This is a genomic window from Marinobacter mobilis (assembly GCF_900106945.1).
Taxonomy (GTDB): Bacteria; Pseudomonadota; Gammaproteobacteria; order Pseudomonadales; family Oleiphilaceae; genus Marinobacter; species Marinobacter mobilis.
Genome location: NZ_FNNE01000001.1, coordinates 510,506 through 525,812 on the forward strand (window position 1 = coordinate 510,506; position 15,307 = coordinate 525,812).

The 15,307-nt window shown below is 58.2% G+C and carries 13 protein-coding genes; 4 read left to right on the top strand and 9 right to left on the bottom strand.

The features are described from left to right. Window positions 1-4 precede the first annotated feature (4 nt). Window positions 5-1,927 (bottom strand): PrkA family serine protein kinase, encoded by a 1,923-nt coding sequence (locus tag BLV11_RS02335; RefSeq protein WP_091811317.1) that lies wholly within the window; start codon window positions 1,925-1,927, stop codon window positions 5-7. A 417-nt stretch (window positions 1,928-2,344) separates the two neighbouring features. Here BLV11_RS02335 and BLV11_RS02340 point away from each other — a divergent pair, with 417 nt between their 5' ends. Next, a complete protein-coding gene (locus tag BLV11_RS02340; protein WP_217634512.1) occupies window positions 2,345-2,674 on the top strand; it encodes a CPCC family cysteine-rich protein in 330 nt (109 codons plus the stop codon). Between the two features lie 43 nt (window positions 2,675-2,717). On the opposite strand, the gene tmpT is transcribed toward BLV11_RS02340, so the two are convergent. Then, entirely contained in the window at window positions 2,718-3,377 is a 660-nt protein-coding gene (gene tmpT, locus BLV11_RS02345) for a thiopurine S-methyltransferase (RefSeq protein ID WP_091811318.1), read from the bottom strand. Between the two features lie 211 nt (window positions 3,378-3,588). Between tmpT and BLV11_RS02350 the strand changes: the two genes are divergently transcribed. Both BLV11_RS02350 and BLV11_RS02355 read left to right on the top strand, forming a co-directional pair. After that, complete coding sequence (locus BLV11_RS02350; RefSeq protein ID WP_091811319.1) at window positions 3,589-4,551, top strand: D-2-hydroxyacid dehydrogenase; 963 nt, start codon at window positions 3,589-3,591, stop codon at window positions 4,549-4,551. Between the two features lie 78 nt (window positions 4,552-4,629). Next, window positions 4,630-5,949, top strand: coding sequence for a YihY/virulence factor BrkB family protein (locus tag BLV11_RS02355; RefSeq protein WP_091811320.1), 1,320 nt, complete (start codon window positions 4,630-4,632; stop codon window positions 5,947-5,949). A 154-nt stretch (window positions 5,950-6,103) separates the two neighbouring features. On the opposite strand, the gene BLV11_RS02360 is transcribed toward BLV11_RS02355, so the two are convergent. The 3 genes from BLV11_RS02360 to BLV11_RS02370 all read right to left on the bottom strand — a co-directional run bounded on the left by BLV11_RS02360 (window position 6,104) and on the right by BLV11_RS02370 (window position 9,631). Beyond that, window positions 6,104-7,339 (bottom strand): DUF445 domain-containing protein, encoded by a 1,236-nt coding sequence (locus BLV11_RS02360; RefSeq protein WP_091811321.1) that lies wholly within the window; start codon window positions 7,337-7,339, stop codon window positions 6,104-6,106. 189 nt (window positions 7,340-7,528) lie between these two features. After that, window positions 7,529-8,278 (bottom strand): 16S rRNA (uracil(1498)-N(3))-methyltransferase, encoded by a 750-nt coding sequence (locus BLV11_RS02365; protein ID WP_091811322.1) that lies wholly within the window; start codon window positions 8,276-8,278, stop codon window positions 7,529-7,531. Window positions 8,279-8,281: 3 nt separating this feature from the next. Continuing rightward, window positions 8,282-9,631 (bottom strand): adenosylmethionine--8-amino-7-oxononanoate transaminase, encoded by a 1,350-nt coding sequence (locus BLV11_RS02370; RefSeq protein ID WP_091811323.1) that lies wholly within the window; start codon window positions 9,629-9,631, stop codon window positions 8,282-8,284. Between the two features lie 185 nt (window positions 9,632-9,816). On the opposite strand from BLV11_RS02370, the gene BLV11_RS02375 reads away from it, so the two are divergent. Further along, the gene (locus tag BLV11_RS02375) at window positions 9,817-10,317 is read left to right on the top strand and encodes a DUF2505 domain-containing protein (RefSeq protein ID WP_091811324.1); all 501 of its coding nucleotides are present in this window, start codon (window positions 9,817-9,819) and stop codon (window positions 10,315-10,317) included. A 31-nt stretch (window positions 10,318-10,348) separates the two neighbouring features. Here the strand turns inward: BLV11_RS02375 and BLV11_RS02380 are convergent, their stop codons facing one another. The 4 genes from BLV11_RS02380 to metK all read right to left on the bottom strand — a co-directional run bounded on the left by BLV11_RS02380 (window position 10,349) and on the right by metK (window position 15,169). Further along, window positions 10,349-11,119, bottom strand: a complete 771-nt coding sequence (locus BLV11_RS02380) for a transporter substrate-binding domain-containing protein (RefSeq protein WP_091811325.1) — start codon at window positions 11,117-11,119, stop codon at window positions 10,349-10,351. Between the two features lie 145 nt (window positions 11,120-11,264). Beyond that, window positions 11,265-12,134: a methylenetetrahydrofolate reductase [NAD(P)H] gene (gene metF / locus BLV11_RS02385; protein ID WP_091811326.1), complete on the bottom strand. Its 870-nt coding sequence runs from the start codon at window positions 12,132-12,134 to the stop codon at window positions 11,265-11,267. A 41-nt stretch (window positions 12,135-12,175) separates the two neighbouring features. After that, window positions 12,176-13,570 (bottom strand): adenosylhomocysteinase, encoded by a 1,395-nt coding sequence (ahcY, locus tag BLV11_RS02390; RefSeq protein ID WP_091811327.1) that lies wholly within the window; start codon window positions 13,568-13,570, stop codon window positions 12,176-12,178. 408 nt (window positions 13,571-13,978) lie between these two features. Next, the gene (gene metK / locus BLV11_RS02395; protein ID WP_091811328.1) at window positions 13,979-15,169 is read right to left on the bottom strand and encodes a methionine adenosyltransferase; all 1,191 of its coding nucleotides are present in this window, start codon (window positions 15,167-15,169) and stop codon (window positions 13,979-13,981) included. Between the last annotated feature and the right edge of the window lie 138 nt (window positions 15,170-15,307).

The following is a 15,307-nucleotide window of genomic DNA, read 5'->3' on the forward strand; positions in this document are numbered from 1 at the left end:
CTCCTTACTGGGACTTGCGAACCCGCAAGTACCACTCGGCCAGCAGACGTACCTGCTTCTCGGTATAACCGCGATCGACCATACGTTCGACGAACTGTTTGTGTTTCTTCTGGTCTTCCTGACTCGCTTTCGGATTGAACGAAATGACCGGCAAGAGGTCCTCGGTGTTGGAGAACATTTTCTTCTCAATTACGCTGCGCAGTTTTTCATAGCTCAGCCAGGACGGGTTCTGGCCCTGGTTGTTGGCCCGCGCCCGCAGGACGAAGTTGACCACCTCGTTGCGGAAGTCCTTCGGGTTGCTGATGCCTGCGGGCTTCTCGATCTTCTCGAGCTCATCATTGATGGCCGAGCGGTCGAGAATCTCGCCCGTTTCGGGGTCCCGGTATTCCTGATCCTGGATCCAGAAGTCGGCGTAGGTCACGTAACGGTCAAACAGGTTCTGGCCGTATTCGCTGTAGCTTTCCAGGTACGCTGTCTGGATTTCCTTGCCGATGAACTCGACATAGTGGGGCGCGAGGAACTCTTTGATAAACCTCAGGTAGCGTTCCTGGATTTCGCCGGGGAACTGCTCCTGTTCGATCTGCTTCTCAAGCACATACAGCAGGTGCACCGGGTTTGCAGCCACTTCGGTGGTGTCGAAGTTGAACACCTTGGAGAGAATCTTGAACGCGAAGCGGGTAGACAACCCCTCCATGCCCTCGTTCACCCCGGCCGAATCGCGGTACTCCTGGATAGACTTGGCCTTGGGGTCGGTGTCCTTGATGTTCTGGCCGTCATAGACCCGCATCTTCGAGAATACGCTGGAATTTTCCGGCTCTTTGATCCGTGACAGGACCGAGAACTGGGCCAGCATGTTGAGGGTGTCCGGTGCGCAGGGGGCGCCGGTCAGGGAGCTGTTGTGCAGCAGCTTCTGGTAGATCTCGATTTCTTCGGTGACCCGGACACAGTAGGGCACCTTGACGATATAGACCCGGTCAAGGAACGCTTCGTTGTGTTTGTTGTTACGGAAAGTCTGCCACTCGGATTCGTTGGAGTGGGCGAGGATGATGCCGTCAAACGGCACCGAGCCCATGCCCTCGGTGGTGTTGTAGTTGCCTTCCTGGGTGGCGGTCAGCAGCGGATGCAGCACCTTGATCGGTGCCTTGAACATCTCCACGAACTCCAACAGCCCCTGGTTGGCGCGGCAGAGCCCGCCGCTGAAACTGTAGGCGTCAGGATCATCCTGGGAGAAGTCCTCCAGCATGCGGATATTGACCTTGCCCACCAGCGCCGAAATGTCCTGGTTGTTTTCGTCGCCGGGCTCGGTCTTGGACACCGCAACCTGGTCGAGGATCGACGGGTAACGCTTGATGACCCGGAACTTGCTGATGTCGCCGCCGAACTCATGCAGCCGCTTGACTGCCCAGGGGGACATGATGTTGGTCAGATAGCGGCGGGGAATGCCGAACTCTTCCTGCAGAATCGGCCCGTCTTCATCCGGGTCAAAGAGTCCGAGGGGCGACTCGTTGACCGGGGAATCCTTGATTGCGTAAAAAGGCACCTTCTGCATCAATTGCTTGAGCTTCTCGGCCAGAGAGCTCTTACCCCCACCGACCGGGCCGAGCAGGTACAGGATCTGTTTCTTCTCCTCCAGGCCCTGAGCGGCGTGGCGGTAGAAGGACACGATGTTTTCCACGGCTTCTTCCATGCCGTAGAACTCGGAGAACTCCGGGTAGCGTTTGATGACCTTGTTGGAGAAAATCCGCGACAGACGGGTGTCTCTGGAGGTGTCAACCAGCTCTGGCTCGCCAATGGCCAATAGCATCCTTTCCGCTGCCGTGGCGTACGCGGCTTTGTCCCGTTTGCAGATCTCCAGGTATTCCTCCAGGGAATACTCTTCCTCCTGGGTTCCGTCATACCGTGTCTTGAAATGCTGCACTATGCTCATGGTTGCCCCTCGCTCTTGAGACCGGACAGCTGAACCCGCGTGGGTGTAAGCGGTGCTGGATGTCAGTGTTCACCTGTCCTGTCTGTTATTTATGATCCACTCATCATTCCCCGTTCGTTGGCAACGCCTTGGGCGTTTGAAGTTTTTTTTATCGGTGGGATTTGGCGCTGGCGGGGCGAAATTTCCTTTCGAAAAACCGTCGCCAACATTTTCAGCTTAGTTCAGTCTTTGGTCATTGGACAGCGAGCTTTCCGTTTTGTTTCGCGAATTTCAGTAACCAATTGTGGCGCTGAAAACCTCTCCGGATTGGCTCTGGTGAACGCGATTTTCGGGCTGCGGTGCCGTCAACATCAGCACGGGAAAACGGTACACTTGCCCGCGATCTGGATTCTCGCCAACGGATGACTGGAACGCATCATGCTTAACTGGATTAAAAGCCGTTTCGGCAACAAGGACATGCAATGGGACGGGCCGGTCGTACCTGAACCGCGGGCACAGTGCCCCTGCTGCGATTACATCGCGCTGGCGGAGCGAGGCAGTTATCAGATCTGTCCGGTGTGTTTCTGGGAGGATGACGGCCAGGATATCGATGAGCCGGATGCCCCGTCGGGGCCGAATCACGGCCTGACACTGCGGGAAGGCCGCCACAACTTCGAGTTGTTTGGTGCCTGCGAGCCCGACATGGCCCGGCACGTATTGGCCCCGGACCAGCGCAGCCGTTTTCGCCTGCAGGCCCGGGAGTTGTAGGGCGCCGCCGAGTAGGGCTCTGCTCGGAGGTGTTAATCCGCCGTTACAGCTTGCTCAGCCGGAACACACTTTCGGTGGCGCCGCTGCGGAGGCCGCGGCGTTTGGCAAAGGGATTATCCCTGGCCATATCCTGTTTCAGCAGCTGTTCCACATCGTAATCCTCACCGAACAACGCGCGCACTTCGGCGTCACTGACATTGAACGGCGGCCCCTGCATTTCCTCGCTGTTGTAATCCAGGGTGATCAACAGAATATGGGAGCCGTCCGGCAGAATCGCTGTCAGGTGCTCGACGTATGTCTTGCGCATGGCCGGCGGTAAGGCAATCAACGCTGCCCGGTCGTACACCAGCCGGACGTTCTTCAGATCGTCGGGTACCAGCTGGAAAAAATCGCCACACCATAATTCAAGGCTGTCGTGACGATACTTGTTGAACGGTTCTCCCGGATGTACCGTCGCCTTCTCTTCTGATTCCGCAAAAAAATCCTTGCAGGCAATATCGCTGAGCTCCACCCCGATGACCGGGTGGCCGAGGTCGTTCAGCCACCACATGTCGTGGGATTTCCCGCACAGCGGCACCAGCACCCCGTCATCATTATTGCTGACCATCAGTGACCAGTGGTCGCGCAGAAACTGGTTGACGGTACCTTCGTGAAAGCCGATTTCCTGGTTGGCCCAACGCTTGTGCCAGAATTCATGTTCCATGACGGTTCCTGTCGAAAATGAGTGAAGGCTGTTAACCAGTCTATAACATCATGACCGGGCTGGTAGTGATTTTGGAAACCTTGCGGTGTGTTGTCCATTATCCATAGGTGTCCCTGAAAACAAGGAATGTCATAGACTTATTCAGGGGCAGCGGGAATCTGTGTAAGCTGGTCTGAAATGCACTTGGGGATTAGAGAGAAGGGATCGCCGGATGAACGCAGTTTTTCTGGATGCCATTACCCTGGGGGACGATGTTGATCTGTCCCCGGTTACGGAGGTCGTCGATCGCCTGGTCAGCCACGATCGTACGGCACCGGAGCAGGTCATTGAGCGTCTGCAGGGGTTTGACACCGTGCTCACCAACAAGGTGGTGATCGGTCGGGAACAGTTTGCGGCCTGTCCCGGGCTCAAGCTGGTTGCGGTGGTCGCCACCGGGGTCAATAACATCGATCTTGAGGCGGCCAGGGATCATGGTGTCCGGGTGGTCAATGTGGTCAATTATGGTCGTTCAACCGTGGCCCAGCACACCATGGCGCTGATGTTGGCCCTGGCAACCCGGCTGCTGGACTATCAGCGGGATGTCCAGTCCGGGCGTTGGGGACGCAGTGACATGTTTTGCCTGATGGATCACCCGATCATGGAACTGGAAGGGCGCACCCTCGGTATCATTGGTTATGGTGACCTGGGACAGGGTGTGGCTGAACGTGCCCGGGCGTTCGGCATGAACGTTGTGCTGGGGGCAAGACCCGGCCAGGCGGCGGGTGAAGTTGACGGCTACCTGCGGGTGCCGCTCGCGGAGTTGTTGCCTCAGGCCGATGTGCTGTCACTGCATTGCCTGCTGACAGACGAGACCCGAAACATGATCGGCGCCGAGGAGTTGCGCCAGATGAAATCCGATGCCTTGCTGATCAATACCAGCCGAGGCGGGCTGGTGGATGAGCAGGCCCTGGCGGATGCGCTGAGAGCCGGGGTTATTGGTGGTGCCGGCTTTGACGTACTCACCGAAGAACCGCCGCGCCATGGCAACCCGCTGCTGGCAGACGATATTCCGAACCTGATCATTACCCCCCATTCCGCCTGGGCCAGTCGTGAGGCGCGCCAGCGAATCGTGGGGATTACTGCGAATAACCTGGCGGCGGTGCGATCCGGCTCCAGTGTGGGTTATGTGGTGTAGTTCCCGGGTGGGCTGGTGCAGGCCTGCTCTGTGCTGCGCCGGGGTGCAATTGATCGTTAACAGACAACAGGACATTGTGTGACTACAACTTCAATTAAACAGCGACTGCAAGCCGCCGAGAACTGGATACTGGCCAACCCGAATCCGCCAGAAAGTCGGCCATGGACGTGGCTGTACCGGGTCGGGAGGGTCACCTATGCGCTGGTTCGTGACCTGTTGAGTGGGAACCTGGCGCTGCACGCCATGAGCCTTGTCTACACGACCTTGCTGAGTATTGTGCCCTTGCTGGCCCTGAGCTTCTCCGTGTTAAAGGCGATGGGTGTCCACGAAAAACTGGAGCCGCTACTGTTCCAGTTTTTCGAGCCGATGGGCGTGCAGGGGGTCGAGTTGGGAGAGCGGATCCTGGGTTTCGTCGACAACATGAAAGTGGGGGTGCTGGGGTCGGTGGGGCTGGCCTTGCTGGTTTATACGGTCATTTCCCTGGTCCAGAAAATCGAGCGATCCTTCAACGTGATCTGGCGGGTTCCGCAGATGCGCTCCATGGCTCAGCGGTTCAGCAATTACCTCAGTGTGATCATGGTGGGGCCACTGTTGATGGCGGCAGCGATCGGCCTGACCGCGACCATTCTGTCGTCCTCGTTCGTGGTCAAACTGATGGAGATCGAGCCATTCGGCTCGGCCATCGTGACCGTTAGCCGGCTGATGCCGTTTTTCCTGGTGGTCGGTGCCTTTACGTTCGTCTACATCTTCATGCCGAACACCCGGGTGAAGCTGCACTATGCCCTGATAGGCGGGCTGATCGCCGGTATCACCTGGCAGGCCGCGGGGTTCCTGTTTGCATCTTTTGTCGCCGGATCCGCCCAGTACGCCGCGATCTATTCCAGTTTTGCCATCGGCATCATCCTGCTGATCTGGGTCTACGTGAACTGGATGATCCTGTTGCTGGGGGCGAGCATTACCTACTACCTGCAAAATCCCGGGGCGATCTCCAAACACGCGAAGGTTCAGGTATCGCCGGAGTTGCAGGAACACGTCAGTCTGGTGCTGATGTGGCTGGTGGCCAAGCCATTCAGCAAAGGTCAGCCGGCACCCCAGCAGGAAGCGCTTGAGGCGCAATTGCGTATTCCTGCTGAAATTACCCGTGCCGCCAGTGACAAACTGATCAAGGCGGGACTGTTGATTCTGGCGGGTGAACGTGGTGACTTGCTGGTGCCGGGGCGCTCACTGGATACCATTACCATTCAGGATATCCTGCAGACGTCCCGTCGCGACGATGAACGGATAGTTACGCGGTTACCCCGAGTATTGCCGGACTTTGTCGTTGAGAGGCCAGTGCCACACGGTGAGCTGACCCTGGCGCAGGTGCTGGAGAACGGGGAGGAGGCCGTAGTCGACTGACGGGCTCATGTCAGCGGCTGTTTCCCGGAGCCGGCTCACCACTGTGTGGTGGGCCTTGTGAGCATGGCTTCCGGGCGTCGAGAGAGGCTTAAGTCACGTGGCCCGGGCCTTGAGGCCCGGAACAGCACAGTTTGACGGCCAGCAGGGATAGCGCTCAGAGCGCCGTCAGCGATTGTCCGAACACAAAGAAGAACTGGCACACGCCCGCGGCGAAACCAAGGAATGCGCCCACCAGAATCAGCTTGATCTCATCTTCCTGGAAACAGGGCCGCAATAGGTCCTGAAACTCCTCCGAAGACAGGGCCACCATACGTTCAACCATAATGGACTTCACCGCTTCGGCACGATCTTTCTGAAACACCGGGTTGTTGAAGGAATTCTGTGAGATCTCGATGGCTTTTTCGCCGACCTGGTTCTTCAGGGTCGCGAAACCGGTGGGGCCAAACGCCATTTGGGTCAGGGCCTTGGCCATGCCAGCGGTTTCATCCACCAATGGCTTGATGTGTTTTTTGACCATGTTGCGGGCGCGTTCGCCGTTGGCGCCGTTAAGAATCGCGTTGATGATGTTGCCAACGGTCAGGATTTCGTGGGTAACGATGTGGCAGAAGGACTCGGCCACGGCATCCTGGCGCCGCAGGAACAGGCCCTGGATCTTGATAGGACCGAACTTTTTAGGGTGCAGGGGGCGGAAGATCACGTTCAGGGCAATCCAGTTAGTGGCCCAGCCAACCAGCAGGCCAAACACGGGCAGTACCCACCAGCCCTGGTAGAAATACCAGACCCCCATCTGTACCAGACCGAACAGGAAACCGAAGTACAGGCCGGAGTTGATGATGAAGCGGAACTCCACCTCACCGCATTCCTGGAAGATGCGGTTCAGCAGTTGCTTGTCGGCCACCAGCTTTTCAATGACCATCCCCTTGATGTCCAGCAACGCCTCGATGTTGTCTGAAATGTCGTCAACCAGCTTGTCGATCTGCTGTGGCATCGACTTGCGCACCCGGTCATAGACCATACGGCGCGCAGACATCGGCAGGTTCTCCCAGAAGGTCGGGTACTCCTGGAGCATCATGTCATCGACGTATTCCTCAACCCGCGGGTCAACGGTCTCAAGCACATGGGCGGCCAGCACTTTGGGGTCGATCTGCTGAAAGATTTCCTGAACGGTACCGATTTTGGAGATGGTGGCATCCACGCTGATCGAGGCCATCTTCCGAGCCTTGGACGGGATAATGCCCTGCCAGCCGAGCAAAGGGGGGCGGCCAACGAATTCCAGCGGGAGAAACGTCATTTTTATTGCCAGCCAGTTGGTACTCCAGCCAATCAGGGCGGCAACGACAGGAATACTGAGGTACTGCCAGAACTCTGCCTGAGTTAAGAGATTCGTCATCAGGAACTCACGTGTTGTTTTATCGTTTTAGTGTTCTCTATGTCCGGGCTGCCGTGCCTCGGAAGCGTCCCCAGCCAGGCATGCTGTGGTTAAGGGTTGTTGACGCAATCGCAGGATAATGTTGTCTGGCAGGTAACCTTGTCAATGACTAAGCCGACGAAACGGTCAGGACGGCATAGTCATCGACGGTCACTGGAGCCCGGCTTTCTCCCGGTAATCCCCCCACAGCCACTGGCATAGAGCGATGGCGGCCACAGGGGCTGTTTCGGTACGCAATACTCTGGGCCCTAGCGTTGTCGCCAGGAATCCCTGGGCTTCTGCCGCGACAATTTCGCTGGTGCTCAGGCCGCCCTCCGGCCCAATCATCAGGGCGACTTCTTCCGGTCGGGCCAGAGCTTCCAGGGACTGGCTGGAGCGGTGATGCAGCACCAGACGCACCGGGGCTGAACGGGTGTAGTCAAACCATTGCTCCAGGGTCATGACCTGGGTGATCTCAGGCACAACAGCCCGGCCGCATTGCTCCGCTGCGCTGATGGCAACGCCCCGCCAGTGACGAAGCCGTTTGTCTTCGCGGTCGCCTTTCAGGCGCACGTCACAGCGCTCGCTCACCAGCGGTACGATGGTGGTGACCCCCATCTCGACGCTTTTCTGGATGGCATAATCCATGCGGTCACCCTTCGACAGGGTTTGCCCCAGTACCAGTTTCAGTGACGACTCGCTGTCATTGCGGCGAGGTTCGCCCAGGGTGACGGTCACCTCCCGCTTGCCCACCGTGGTGATGGTGGCCGGGTAATCATGGCCGTCACCATTGAACAGTTCCAAGGCCTCTCCGGCCTGCATGCGCAGTACGCGGCCAACATGCTGGGCGGCGTTCTCCTCAAGGGCAAGGGTCTGCCCGGCCACTAACGGGATCGGGGAATAGATTCTGGGGATTCTCATGGGTCAGTCTCGAACAGCGATATCTATGCCTTCGCTGGCGACCTGGGCGAGGTGGCGAATCTGCTCCTCGGTGATCACATACGGCGGCATAAAGTAGACCACGTTGCCCAGGGGGCGGAGCAGGGCTTGGCGGGTCAGGGCATGCTGGTAGACGCGCAGTCCCCGGCGTTCCTGCCAAGGGAAAGCCGTCTTGCTGGCTTTATCTTTCACCATTTCGATGGCCAGAGTCATGCCGTGCTGACGGATGTCGCCTACATTGGGGTGGTCAGCCAGGTGTGCGACCGACTCGGCCATGCACGCCGACAGACGCCGGTTGTTCTCGATGACCTGATCGGTGCGGAAAATGTCGAGGGTTGCCAGTGCCACCGCGCAGCCAATGGGATTGCCGGTGTAACTGTGGGAGTGCAGGAACGCCCGCATGGTTTCGTAGTCGTCGTAGAAGGCGTCGTACACCTTGTTGCTGGTCAGCACCACGGACAGTGGCAGATAGCCGGCGGTCAGTCCTTTTGACAGGCACATGAAGTCTGGGGTGATGTCGGCCTGTTCGCAGGCGAACAGGGTGCCGGTGCGGCCAAAGCCCACCGCGATCTCATCGGCAATCAGGTGAACCCCATAACGGTCGCAGGCTTCACGCAGCTTGGTGTGGTAGATCGGATGGTGCATGCGCATGTGACCGGCGCACTGGATCAGCGGTTCGACCACCACCGCACAGATTTCGTTGTGGCGTTCTGCGAGGATCTGCTCCATGGCCTCGAACTGGCGCAGGGCGTAGGCCTCGTCGGTTTCGCCCTCTTCCTTGTTATAGGCGTCCGGTGACGGTGCGGTAATCACTTCCATCAGCAGCGGCTGGTAGGTGTCCTTGTAGAGGGCGACATCGCCCAGAGCCAGGGCGCCGAGGGTTTCGCCATGGTAGCTGTTGCTGAGATTGACGAAGTTTTTCTTCTCCGGTTTGCCGTGGTTCTTCCAGTAGTGGTAGCTCATCTTCAGTGCCGCTTCGATGGCGGATGAGCCGTTATCGGCATAGAAGCATTTGTCGAGTCCGGGTGGCGTCACCTCAACCAGCTGTTCGGAAAGGCGAACCACTGGCTCATGGCTGAAGCCGGCAAGGATGACATGCTCAAGCTGGCCAATCTGTTCCTGGATGGCGGCGTTGATGCGCGGGTTGGCATGGCCAAACAGGTTTACCCACCATGAGCTGACGGCGTCGATAAAACGGTTGCCTTCGAAGTCCTCAAGCCAGACTCCGTCACCACGTTTGATCGGAATCAGGGGGAGGGATTCATGGTCTTTCATCTGGGTGCAGGGGTGCCAGACAGCTTTGAGGTCTCTTGCGACGAGTTCTGCATTGCGCATGGTCAGGTCTCCTTTCGGCCTCTGAATAGGGCGGTGGGTGTCATTAAACCCCACATCATACTGTTGGCTAGGTGTCCGATGCCAGCTCTGTGGCTGCATTGCCAGTGCCTGGTGATCCAGCGGCCAATGTCGCGACCGGGCGGGCAACCGCACAATGGACTAAACAATAATTTCGGAGACAACTTATGCAGTTGGAACAAACACACGCCTACGACGCCGGCGTTGAGCAGGTGCTGGGGGCGTTTCTGAGTGAAGGGCATATTCTCGCTAAGAATGATCAGGTGGGAGCCCGCAATGTGGAAATCAGAGAGCTGAGCCGTACCGACCAGACCGCCAAACTGGTGATCAGTCGTGAAGTGAAGTCCTCAATGGCTGTGCCGGGTATTCTTGCCAGTTTCCATCGCGAGTGGAACAAGATTCGCCAGGAAGAACACTGGTTCCGAAAAGATGAGGCGGAATGGCATTGCGAGTACCGGGTGCACCTGGAAGGCGTGCCGGTCCGGATCAAAGGCAACATGCGCCTGCAGGGCAATGGCGATGCCTGCATCAATCATGTGAGCCTGGATGTCCATTGCGACCTGCCGCTGGTGGGTAAAAAAGTGGCGGCGTTCATCCTGGAGGATTCCCGCAGCAAAATGGAACAGGAACACAATGCCAGCCGTGGGCTGATCAACGAGAACCGATAACCCGACCGGTTCCTGAGGTTTGACTCCCGGCTCAGCGGTTTACCGTCTGCTGGCCGTCTGGCAGGGAGTCGAACCACTTCTCATAGACCGCCTGGTAGGTGCCGTCATTCCGGATCTCCTCCAGAGCGGCATTCACACGGTCTACCCATTCACTGTCTTTTCTGAACGCGATGCCGTACTGCTGGCTCTGATAGAGCGGGCCAACCGTCTTGACCTGTCCTTTGCCCTGGTTGCGGGCGAAAAAGCCCACGCTGGGCGCATCGAAGACCACGGCATCCACCGTGTCGGAAATCAGCGCGTTGTACATGTCGGCACTGCCCGGATAAGCGGCCACGCCGCTGTGATCATTCAGGCTGGACAGCAGGAAGTCATACCCGGTACTGCCGATTTTTGCGCCCACCCTCAAACCGTTCAGGTCCTCAAGGCCCGCGATCTGGTCATCGTCTTTACGGACCAGAATGCGCAATCCGGAGTCGTAATAGGGCTGTGAAAAGTCGATGATGGCCTGCCGCTCGCCCGTAATGGTGATGCCGGCAATGGCAATATCCGCCGTGCCGGCTTGCAGGGACGGAATGATGTCGTTGAAATCCCGGGTTGTGAGCTGGTAATCAAAACCTGCGCGGCTGGCGATTTCGGTAAGGATATCGATATCGAAGCCGGTCATCTGTCCGGAATCCGGATCCATCATTTCAAAGGGGACAAAGCTGGGGTCGGTCACGACATGCAGGGTGTCTGCATTGACGTTTCCGGCAGTCGCGAAAAAGGAGACCGCGACAACGGTTCGGAGCCATTGTTTGCTCATGGCTGAACTCCCTGTCAGATCATGGTGCCCGGCGGATTATTGCGAATGGCTTATCTGGGAAGTGTAGACCATGGCTGGCCGGTAGCAGAATCTTGGCGGGGAGAGAAGGGCCTTTCCCGGCTGGGGAAGGCCCTCTGGGGCAGCCTCAGAAAGCGATCTTCTCGCGCTCGCTGATCCCCAGGTATTGCCAGATATTGATGCTCGGCTCTGCCTGGTTGAGCGTGTAGAAATGGAGGCCGGGAACGCCGGCGTCCAGCAGCTTCTGGCACATGTCAGTGATCACTTCCTCACCAAACTTGCGGATGCTGTCGGTGTCGTCGCCATAAGCTTCGAGCTGCTTACGGATCCAGCGAGGAATGTCGGCACCACACATGTCGGAGAACCGCACCAGGCTGGAGAAGTTGACGATGGGCATGATGCCCGGCACCACCGGAATGGTCACGTTCATCTTCTCGAGCCGGTCGATGAAGTAGAAGTAACTGTCCGGATTGAAGAAGTACTGGGTAATGGCGCTGTTGGCACCGGCCTGTACTTTGCGGGCAAAGTTCTTCAGGTCATCTTCGGCGTTCCTGGCCTGGGGGTGGAATTCCGGATAGGCCGCCACTTCGATGTTGAACGTGTCGCCGCTGTGTTCACGGATAAATTCCACCAGTTCGTTGGCATAACGCAACTCACCGGATGCGCCCATACCGGACGGCAGGTCGCCGCGCAGGGCAACAATGCGGTTGATACCGTTGGCCTTATACAGGTCCAACAGCTCCGCTACGCTCTCGCGGGTACCGCCGACGCACGACAGGTGCGGCGCCGTGGAGATGCCCTGCTTGTGCAGGTTAAGTACGGTTTCGACGGTGCGGTCGCGGGTGGAGCCACCCGCGCCGAAGGTTACCGAGAAGAAGTCCGGGTTCACCCCGGCCAGGCGGTCGCGGACAACCTGGAGTTTGTCCTTGCCCTGGTCGGTCTTGGGCGGGAAAAACTCGAAGCTGAAGCGCCGCTTGAACTGCTTTTGGGATTCCATGTTACTGCTCCCTGATCTCTGACGGACGGCCCGAGGGCCGATCAGTACTTGTAGCTGTCCGGCTTGTAGGGGCCTTCGACCGCTACGCCGATGTATTTCGCCTGCTCTGTGGTGAGCTGGGTAATCACGCCGCCAAAACCTTCTACCATGGCGCGGGCCACTTCCTCGTCGAGCTGCTTCGGCAGAACTTCAACGTAGATGGCGTCGGCACGCTCAGCCTCTGGCAAGTCGGCGAACTTGCGCTCGAACAGGTACATCTGGGCCAGCACCTGGTTGGCGAATGAGCCGTCCATGATCCGCGACGGGTGTCCGGTGGCGTTACCGAGATTCACCAGACGGCCTTCCGACAGCAGGATCAGGTGATCGTTGCTGGCACGGTCGCGGTAAACGATGTGAACCTGTGGTTTGACCTCGTCCCATTCCCAGGTCTTGCGCATGAAGGCCGTGTCGATTTCGTTGTCGAAGTGACCGATGTTGCACACCACGGCGCCGGATTTCAGAGCCTTCAGCATGTTGGCGTCACAGACGTTGAAGTTACCGGTGGTGGTCACCAGCAGGTCGGTGTTGGCCAGCAGTGCCTTGTTGATGCTGTCTTCGCTGCCGCTGTTGACGCCGTTGAGGTACGGGGAAACCACCTCAAAACCGTCCATGCAGGCCTGCATGGCACAGATCGGGTCCGCTTCGGTGACCTTGACGATCATGCCTTCCTGGCGCAGGGAAGCGGCAGAGCCCTTGCCCACGTCACCGTAACCGATCACCAGTGCCTTCTTGCCGGCCATCAGGTGGTCGGTGCCGCGCTTGATGGCGTCGTTGAGGCTGTGACGACAGCCGTACTTGTTGTCGTTCTTGGACTTGGTGACCGCATCGTTAACGTTGATGGCCGGTACTTTCAGGGAGCCGTCGCGCAGCATTTCCTGCAGACGGTGAACGCCGGTGGTGGTTTCTTCGGTCACACCGTGACAGTTGGCCAGAATGCTCTGGTAGCTGTCGTGGAGCAGAGCGGTGAGGTCGCCGCCGTCGTCCAGGATCATGTTCGGTTCCCAGCCTTCGATGTCAGCACCGACGGTCCGCTCCAGACACCACTCGTATTCTTCTTCGGTCTCACCTTTCCAGGCGAAAACCGGAATGCCCTGAGCCGCGATGGCTGCGGCGGCGTGATCCTGAGTGGAAAAAATGTTGCAGGAAGACCAGCGAACATTGGCACCCAGTTCCACCAGGGTTTCGATCAGGACGGCGGTCTGGATGGTCATGTGGATGCAGCCCATGATGTTGGCGCCTTTCAGCGGCTGATCGGCTTTGTACTTGTTACGCAGGGCCATCAGTGCCGGCATCTCGCCTTCGGCGATCTGGATTTCCTTGCGGCCGTAATCGGCCAGGGAAATGTCGCGGACTTTGTAATCCTGGTTGGCGTTCAGTTGTTCTGCCGGAGTGCTCATGGTGTTCTCCTGTCGCTTTCTGTGTTTTTTGCAGGCCAGTCTTGCGGACTGCTGAAATTGGTTGTTTCGGGGGTGGGGGAGGCCTTCCGCGGAACCGCTACGAGCACATCCCTGTGCGCTTGGCTCCGGCCATCCATGGCCTCCGACATTCCGCGGAAGGCCTCCCCCACCCCCCTCTTTCGTGCTTTGGGTGGCTGCCGTCTGAGCTGTCCCCAGGCGGTTTTCGATTTCTGATAATCGGTCACCGCAGATCAAAGCGGTGGTGAGGTCAGGCTTTTACGGACTGTTGGAGGCCATGGATGGCCGGAAACAAGCGTACAGGGACGTACTTGCAGCGTGTCCGTAAAAGCCTGACCTCAGCGCCGCCAACTCCAAGAGCTGGCGGGCTGGGCAGTTCGTCTTTGGCGTTTAAATGCCGGCAGCGTCCTTCAGGACTGCAGCCTTGTCAGTTTTCTCCCACGGGAAGGCAGTGAAAGTATCGCCATTCACGGTCATCTCGTAAGGATCACGACCGAAGTGACCGTACGCCGCAGTGGCGCGGTACATCGGGTGCAGCAGGTCCAGCATGCGGGTAATGGCGTACGGACGCAGATCGAAGTGCTCGCGTACCAGGGCGATGATCCTGTCGTCGCTGATTTTGCCGGTGCCGAAGGTGTTGATGGAGATGGAGGTCGGCTGCGCCACACCGATGGCGTAGGAAACCTGGATCTCACAGCGCTCGGCCAGGCCGGCGGCTACGATGTTCTTCGCCACGTAACGGCCCGCGTAGGCGGCAGAGCGGTCAACCTTGGAGGGGTCCTTGCCGGAGAAGGCGCCACCACCGTGACGGGCCATGCCGCCGTAGGTATCAACGATGATCTTGCGGCCGGTCAGGCCACAGTCGCCCACTGGGCCACCAATCACGAATTTGCCCGTCGGGTTGATGTGGAACTGGGTGTCGGCGTGCAGCAGCTCGGCCGGGATCACGTGCTTGACGATCAGCTCCATGACCGCTTCTTTCAGGTCGCTCTGGCTGACCTCTTCATCGTGCTGGGTGGACAGAACCACGGCATCGATGCCGGTCACAATGCCGTTCTCGTAGCGGCAGGTCACCTGGCTCTTGGCATCCGGGCGCAGCCACGGCAGCAGGCCACTCTTGCGCGCTTCGGCCTGACGCTCCACCAGACGGTGGGCGTAGCAGATCGGTGCGGGCATCAGTACGTCCGTTTCGTTGCTGGCGTAACCAAACATCAGGCCCTGGTCGCCGGCACCCTGATCTTCCGGCTTCTGACGGTCAACGCCCTGGGCGATGTCGACAGACTGTTTGCCGATGATGTTGATCACGCCGCAGGTATCGCCGTCGAAGCCAACCTTGGAGGACGTGTAGCCAATGTCCTTGATAACGGAACGGACCAGATCTTCCAGGTCTACCCATGCCGATGTGGTGATCTCACCGCCAACGATGGCAACACCGGTTTTCACCATGGTTTCGCAAGCCACACGGGCGTGCGGGTCTTCCTGGAGGATAGCGTCCAGAACGGCATCGGAAATCTGGTCGGCCAGTTTATCCGGATGGCCTTCAGAGACCGATTCAGAAGTAAAGATGCTGTAGTCAGACATAGTTTTGGCTCCTGTATGAGCGGTTGTGCGTCGGCCGGTTGTCGTTGCCACCGGAATCCAATGAGTTATGGGTTGGCAATTGTATATCAAAAAAAATTGATATGGTTTAAAAAGTTCACCTTGTGAACCTTTGATCGG